General features: G+C 45.5%; 8 protein-coding genes. 7 read left to right on the forward strand and 1 reads right to left on the reverse strand.

Annotated elements, in window-relative coordinates; translation table 11 throughout:
• Positions 1 to 160: 160 nt before the first annotated feature.
• Positions 161 to 1,150 carry a DUF1852 domain-containing protein gene (locus A1OO_RS10555; RefSeq protein WP_017002994.1) on the reverse strand — a complete coding sequence of 330 codons (990 nt, stop codon included), beginning with the start codon at positions 1,148 to 1,150 and terminating at the stop codon, positions 161 to 163.
• Positions 1,151 to 1,488: 338 nt separating this feature from the next.
• Between A1OO_RS10555 and A1OO_RS10560 the strand changes: the two genes are divergently transcribed.
• The 7 genes from A1OO_RS10560 to A1OO_RS10590 all read left to right on the forward strand — a co-directional run bounded on the left by A1OO_RS10560 (position 1,489) and on the right by A1OO_RS10590 (position 7,263).
• On the forward strand, positions 1,489 to 2,301 hold the full coding sequence (locus A1OO_RS10560; RefSeq protein WP_017002995.1) for a sulfite exporter TauE/SafE family protein: 813 nt from the start codon (positions 1,489 to 1,491) through the stop codon (positions 2,299 to 2,301).
• 654 nt (positions 2,302 to 2,955) lie between these two features.
• Complete coding sequence (locus A1OO_RS10565) at positions 2,956 to 3,342, forward strand: DUF2170 family protein (protein ID WP_016958097.1); 387 nt, start codon at positions 2,956 to 2,958, stop codon at positions 3,340 to 3,342.
• Between the two features lie 12 nt (positions 3,343 to 3,354).
• Positions 3,355 to 4,044 (forward strand): PspA/IM30 family protein, encoded by a 690-nt coding sequence (locus A1OO_RS10570; RefSeq protein ID WP_017002996.1) that lies wholly within the window; start codon positions 3,355 to 3,357, stop codon positions 4,042 to 4,044.
• Between the two features lie 153 nt (positions 4,045 to 4,197).
• Positions 4,198 to 4,833 (forward strand): YjfK family protein, encoded by a 636-nt coding sequence (locus tag A1OO_RS10575; protein ID WP_017002997.1) that lies wholly within the window; start codon positions 4,198 to 4,200, stop codon positions 4,831 to 4,833.
• A 37-nt stretch (positions 4,834 to 4,870) separates the two neighbouring features.
• Positions 4,871 to 5,287: a DUF350 domain-containing protein gene (locus A1OO_RS10580; protein WP_016958100.1), complete on the forward strand. Its 417-nt coding sequence runs from the start codon at positions 4,871 to 4,873 to the stop codon at positions 5,285 to 5,287.
• A gap of 11 nt (positions 5,288 to 5,298) precedes the next feature.
• Entirely contained in the window at positions 5,299 to 5,898 is a 600-nt protein-coding gene (locus A1OO_RS10585; protein WP_017002998.1) for a DUF1190 domain-containing protein, read from the forward strand.
• Positions 5,899 to 6,096: 198 nt separating this feature from the next.
• Complete coding sequence (locus tag A1OO_RS10590) at positions 6,097 to 7,263, forward strand: glutathionylspermidine synthase family protein (RefSeq protein WP_017002999.1); 1,167 nt, start codon at positions 6,097 to 6,099, stop codon at positions 7,261 to 7,263.
• The last annotated feature ends 23 nt before the right edge of the window (positions 7,264 to 7,286 follow it).

Raw genomic sequence — 7,286 nt, forward strand, 5'->3', positions numbered from 1 at the left:
AGGAATTTAACGATGAAGTGGACGCTCTGAGGGCCTCCCTTCGGGCGAGTTTACTGACGCTATGCTCGGTGTTGTCCCTTTTTGATGGAGCTCACTACATCGGCAAAGGGACGCCTTGATCATAACGTCAGTAAAGCTCGCTGAATCCTGCATCTTCAGACTACTTGGGTATAATCAAAGCGTATTGCGCTGACCAATTCTCAAGAATCGATTGGTAAGGCTTAATGAAATGCTCTTGTGCAAACTTGCCTTGCTCAATAGCTAACTGACCACGCTCTTCACGGTCATAAACAATTTGAGTGAGCGAATGGTCTGAGTTTTTCAAATTGGGTTGGTAGCACTTCCCTGCGACAGCATTGGCATTGTAGATCTCAGGTCGGTAGATTCTTTGGAATGTCCCCATTGTGCTGATGGTGCTAATTAGCTCAAGATTGGTGTAATCATTGAGTAAATCACCCACAAAATAAAATGCCAAAGGCGCGACGCTATTTGGCGGCATGAAATAGCGCACTTGCAATCCCATTTTTTTGAAGTATTGCTCTGTTAACGACGAGTCGTTCGGTTGATATTCAAAACCCAAAACAGGATGCTGATTCTCAGTTCGGTGATAGGTTTTATTATCAGACACGCTGAGACATATAACGGGTGGCTTACTAAAATGCTGCTTGTACTCATTAGAATTTACGAAATACTTAAACAGCTTTCCATGTAATTCACCAAATTTATTAGGGATACTGAACCCCGGTTTATTTTTGTTATGGTCTAATAGCAATACGCTGAAATCATAGTCACGAACGTAAGAGGAAAAATTATTTCCGACAATGCCTTCAATGCGTTCGTTGGTTTGATGGTCGACAATGTTTGTCTTCAATATTTCTATTGATGGAAAGGCTTGCCCGCGGCTCTCAATGTCCATGTCAACCGAGACGATTTCAAGCTCTACAGAGTAACGATCGCCTTTTGGGTTGTCCCAGTGAGCTAAGGAATTAAAGCTATTATCAATCATCTTCAATGCGTTACGCAGGTTTTCTTGACGGCTATCCCCTCTTGCTAAGTTAGCAAAATTGGTTGTAATTCGGGTGTTATCCGAAGGATGGTAGTTTTCATCGAGACAAATGCTCTTAATCGTAAATGTAAATTCTCTATTCATCGTAATCTGACACCCTTTCTTCAACCGACAGCCTAAATTTGTTTATTTCCGAGCTTTCTACTCTTTTAGTCATTCTCGCTCGAAATAAAGAAAAACACCTTCTTATAACCTACCACTAGAAAATGGCTACATTTCTCTAGGTTCAAAGCAGAATCTATTTATACGTGGTTGAAAATCAGATTAACAATGGTTTTACCTCACAATCATCATGAGAAATATTCATGATCTATTTTATTTGAAAGTCCTACCAACGGTCAGTTATATTCACACCCCTAAAATACGGACACACTGTGTTTATTTAGTATTAAATCCCCTCCCTATATTAAAAAGTGAGCTAAATGAGTGAATTGCTATTGTTGTTTATATACTGCGCGCTACTAGGCTGTGGTGTGGGTTTTTTGGCAGGGCTACTAGGTATTGGCGGAGGACTCGTTATTGTCCCTGTTCTCACCAGCATTTTGCTCTATTTTTCGATTCTACCTTCTGAGCAAGTGGTGATCGTTGCGATCGCCACATCGTTAGCGTCGATATTATTCACCTCCACATCTTCCGCCATCGCGCACCACAAGAATGGCAATGTGCCATGGGATTTAGCCCCGTGGATAATGACGGGCGTCGCCCTCGGTGCTCTGATCAGCGGATTTATGGCTGCACTGTTGCCAGAGGATGTGGTTCGATTAGTGTTTGCCGTTAGCGTTGTGCTTATCGCATTGAAAATGTTATACAGCAGCCGTAAAAAAGATGATGCGACAGATCGTCAATTGCCCAATAAAGGTGTGTTAACCCTGCTCACAACCATCACCGGTGGTTTGTCTGCCATGATCGGTATCGGTGGCGGTGCTCTCTTGGTTCCTCTATTGACGTTTTTCTCACTTGATATGAAGAAGGCTATCGGGTGTGCATCAGCATGCGGCATTGTGATCGCGTTATTTGGCTCTGTTGGTTACATCAGTTCTGGAAGTGCGCATTTTGCTTTAGCGGATGGTTTTTTGGGGTTTGTCTATCTTCCGGCTTTATTTGGCATTGTTTGTACTTCGTGGTTTACCGCACCTTTGGGGGCAAAAGCAACGCATCACCTGCCCGTTCCGACGATCAAAAAAGTCTTCGCCGTATTACTGTTGGCCATGGCAGCCAATATGGTGATGAGCTAACACAAGATCCAAGGATTTTGCCCACAAAACAAGCCCCTCTTTTCGGGGCTTTTCAGTGTTGGTCGATTTATTCGAGAGAATCGGCTCGGAAAAACTAACGGCATTGTCACACCCAGATCACATAAAGAGATTGAGTCTGGCGTTCAAATGCTGAAGTGAAGTAAAGACGAGAACAATATCGCTCTGTGTCTATGGCCCTATGTATCGCTCAGATTTAGCGTTCACACCACCCCAATCAATTGAGACGCCTAGATCCAAACGCGACCATCTTGAATGCCCCCTCCTTAAGTGCACTCGCATTGCTTGCCAGACATCTCTCAAATTCAAATGTTGAATTCGTATTACTTGATGACTTTTAAGGTAATTTCAATGTGTTACACGTTCACCTTTTGAGAAACCAAGCGCGCATTTCATAGGGTGACTTTTGTTAGTATTCTAGTTTGGTTTATTATTAGCTGCTTACATGTTACTAATTGATGTTACGTCGGAACATCTGTAAACCGTATTGACCAAATGCTACCTCAAAGAAATGCTAACGGCATTCTGCAGGTAGTACAGAATGAAAACTAGAGAAAAGGCTTACTGACAAAAAGTTGGAGGCTTGCATCTTTATTATTTTGACGCACAGCGTCGAGCCAAACTAGAGGGAACACTATGACCTGGCAATTGAATGATCTGCAAACACTGCTGGCTGAACATGATGGTTGGAGTGTCGCTGAAGCTGGAGAGTCCTTATGTTTAACCAATGAGGATGGTATCGAAGCATTTCTGGCCGTTGCCGGAGAGCAAATTCTCGTAGAGGCCCTACTGTTTCCACAAGACGCAGTAAAAGACGTTTCTGGTTTAAATGACACCATACTACGTACCCACAAAATGTTCCCTCTCAGCACTATCGGTATAAACGAAATCGGCGGAGACAGTTATTACACCGCATTTGGTTCGCTTTCATCACAATCAAAGGCAGAGACTGTCGTGATTGAAGTCGCCACACTGTTTCGTAATATCGAAGCATTTCTCGAACTGTACCAAGATTACCTATAAGGAAGCACCACGATGAGCGTATGGAAAAAGTTATTTACGGCGATTAAAGGTGGCGCAACCGAAGCAGCAGAATCAGTTGCAGACAATCAAGCATTGCGCATCTTAGATCAAGAAATCCGCGATGCAAAAGAAGAGTTACGACGCTCAGACAATGCTCTGGTCGGCATTATTGCCAAGCGAAAACTCTCTGCTCAAAAAGTCGCAGGCTTTGAAAGCAGTATTACCGAATATGAAGGTCATGCACGCGCTGCCATGGAGAAGGGTCAGCAAGATCTGGCGCTCGAATGTGCAACTCGCGTCGCCACACTTCGCAACGAGCAAGATGCCGAAAACATCTATTTGCAACAGTTCACTCAGTCAGAAAAGACGCTAAAAACCAATATTGCGCAAGCCAAGGATAAATTGCGCCAACTTGAGCAACAAGTTGATGTGGTGAAAGCCAATGAATCTGTGCAACGTGCTCAAGCTGCGGTGTCGAATACTAACTTAGGCGCGAACGCAAAAATGCACACTGCTGTTGAATCGTTGGAGCGAATCAAAAATCGCCAACAAGAGCGCCAAGCGCAATTCGAAGCGGCAACAGAACTCGAACAAGAACAATCGGGCAGCAGCCTTGATAAAAAATTGTCTGAAGCCGGTATCACGGGCAGTCAAAGTGCATCTGCTGAAGATGAACTTGCGCGTATTTTAGGCAAAAAGTAACCGTCTCACGCTAAGGCAATACCGCTTTGCGACGTTTAAAACGGTGACAGACTCATCCATTCTGTTATCGTTTCTTCGCAGAGTACTGCCAAGTAATTGCTGAATGCGTGAGAGGTTTTCACGCATTTATATATTCTGACCCTCGGTGTTTATATGTTTAGTTGGTTGAAGAAAAACAAAGCCACTCCCCCGCCAGAAGCCAGCGCACCTGAGGTACTCGGGTTGCGACTCGGCGGTGCCATAGAGCTTGATGACTTGAAGTTTCGCCTCATGGAGCCGGTGTTAACCATTGAGCAGGCTTCACGCACCCAAATCATCAAAGCCGTTGGCGAAGTGAAACTAGATGCCCACACTCGGTTGTTGAGGTTCTATACCGATGACGACGGGTACTTCCAAGTATTGCAGTCTGGCACCAGCGATGCCGATGTGAGTGAAGTGAAACTGTTTTATTTTTACGAATCAAAACCTGTCGATACCGACGCAGCGTGGAATGATTGGATAAACAATAAAATTGTCCAACCGCATTGGGAACTCGATGGCATGACTTACGAGAAAGTCTGGGACAACACACAGCCAGTAGCGATGACGGAAAAAACCTGGGCCGAAGATGGCAGCACATCAACAACCGACCAGTTCATCATGGTTTATGAACGGGAAGCTGGCGAAGATATCTTCGAATCCTTGCTCGTCTCTGGCGAAGAAATCATTTCAGGTGGTCGTGCTGAACATGCCGTTGTCCTAAGCACGGGTATTCAGCTCTCTCCTACCGACTTTACCGTGGCGGGCTAATCCCACCGCCATTTATCACATTCAGAAAGGAACTCTTATGTCTCAACTCGAACTTTCATTAGCAAGCCTAGGCTCATTTGCTCTCTATCTCGGCCTGTCAATTTTGTTTTTGATGATCTTCAAGTTCGTCTATATCCGCATCACACCTTATGACGAATGGCAGTTGCTAAAAGAAGAAAATAATATCGCAGCCGCTCTTACCCTGTCGGGTGCATTTATCGGCTACAGCTTAGCCATCGCCAGTGCCGCGAGTAATTCAGTCAACCTCTTGGATTTTGCCATTTGGGGCGTTGTTGCACTTGTCGCCCAAATTCTTGCATTCTTGATTGTCAGATACGGCTTCATGCCAAAACTGGTTGAACGCATCCAAAATAATGAGATCCCAGCAGGTATTGTTATGGGTTCGATGTCCATTTCCATTGGCCTGCTTAACGCAGCTTGTATGACCTACTAGGAGATGTTGACATGAAAAGAAGCCAACAGGTCATAAAACCACGCCTGCGCAAAAGCTGGCGACCTGCAGTACCGAGCGTTACCGTCGCCGCCATTGTGTTGGTGTCCGGTTGCAGTGACAACGGCAAAGAAATGAACATTTATGCCAATGTCACGGATTGTGTTGACGATAATCCAGGATACAGCAGCGAATGCCGCGCGGCCTATCAAGATGCCGTGGATGACGCAGCCAGCACAGCGCCAAAATATAACTCACAGGATGACTGCGGCGCCGAATTCGGCTACGAGAACTGTGTACGTGCTCCTCAGAATAACTGGTTCATGCCAGCAATGGCCGGATTCATGTTTGGGCAAGCCATCAATAACCGATCTTACTACCACCAGCCCATGTTTAGTTCTTCTTATCCTGGAAGTCGGTATTACGGTGATTGGGTCTCTTCTGACGGGTACTCTTACGGCAGAAAAAGCAAATATTCAAAGGTCTACGTCCCTCAAGATCACCTCAAGCAGAAACCCGCTGTCAGCAAAACAATCTCTCGTGGCGGTTTTGGTTCTAAGGTTGCAGCAAAATCGAGCTGGAGCCGCTCTAGCAGCAAAGGTTGGGGCGGGTAGCGCTATCCTTCATGTCAGTGTCAGTGGCCACAGGGATCCTGTTGGCCATGGCTACTCTGTTGATCATGCCATGCTGTTGACCAGGGCTTAACCTGACGTAGCATGATCTCTGCCCCACTCTATTTCTCGTTATTTGCCTCTTTCGCGGTGTAAAAAACTCGCGTATTGAACAACGCCAACAACTTATGGATCTCGTTGATGTTTAGAGTTAGCAGTACCCCTCGCCCACATTGGAAAAAGCTCGCAGATGAATACGGGTTCGGCTTTCACACCATGTATGGCGAACCGTATTGGGACGAATCCGCTTACTACCAGTTCACCTTAAAGCAAATTGAGGAAGACCTTGAAACGCCAACCGAAGAACTGCATGAAATGTGCTTAGACGTTGTCGATCATGTTGTCAAAGACGAATACTGGCTAAAGCGCTTTCAGATCCCACAATCACGTTGGCAAGGTATTTTGGACTCTTGGACAGCACGCGAACCATCGCTCTATTCAAGGCTCGATCTTGCTTACAACGGCAGCGGTCATGCCAAGCTATACGAAAACAATGCGGATACACCCACTTCTGTGTTCGAGACGGGTTTTTGGCAATGGGTTTGGTTAGAAGAAATGGTTAACAGTGGCAAGATCAGGCGTGATGCCGATCAGTTCAATTTGCTACAAGATTTATTGATCCGAAGATTTAAAGAGTTAGGTCGTCGATTCCCGGGGAAAACGCTGCATTTCTCCTGCTGTCGCGACACAGAAGAAGATCGCGGCACCGTGCAATATATGGAAGATTGCGCGAAAGAAGCGGGGCTTTCATCAGCTTTTGTTTTTATCGAAGACATTGGTGTTGACGCAAAAGGGCTATTTACCGATAGGCAAGATAACGTCATTGATTGGATGTTCAAGCTGTACCCTTGGGAGTTTATGTTCGATGAAGAATATGAGAAGCACCTAGATACGGCTAATGTTAACTGGATGGAGCCCATGTGGAAGAGCGTGATTTCCAACAAAGCGCTTCTGCCTATGCTTTGGAAGTTATTCCCCAATCACCCTAACCTGCTCGCGTCTTACTTTGCTGATGACCCTGCGCGTAAAAGCCTAAACAACTTTGTGGTTAAGCCCCTTTTCTCGCGAGAAGGCGCGAACATATCCATCTTTAAAGATGGCAAAGAAACCATGGCGGTTGATGGCCCATACGGTGAAGAAGGAATGATTGTTCAGGCGTATCATCCGCTACCAAAATTTGGTGACAACTATACGCTGATTGGCAGTTGGCTGGTTGACGACAAAGCCGCTGGCATTTCTATACGCGAAGATGCTTCGCTAATCACGCAAGATTTATCGCGTTATTTACCGCATATCATTCTGGAATAAAGAACAAACATGAGGCCACTCCC

It is taken from the genome of Enterovibrio norvegicus FF-33 (assembly GCF_000286835.2).
In the GTDB taxonomy this organism is placed as follows: domain Bacteria; phylum Pseudomonadota; class Gammaproteobacteria; order Enterobacterales; family Vibrionaceae; genus Enterovibrio; species Enterovibrio norvegicus_A.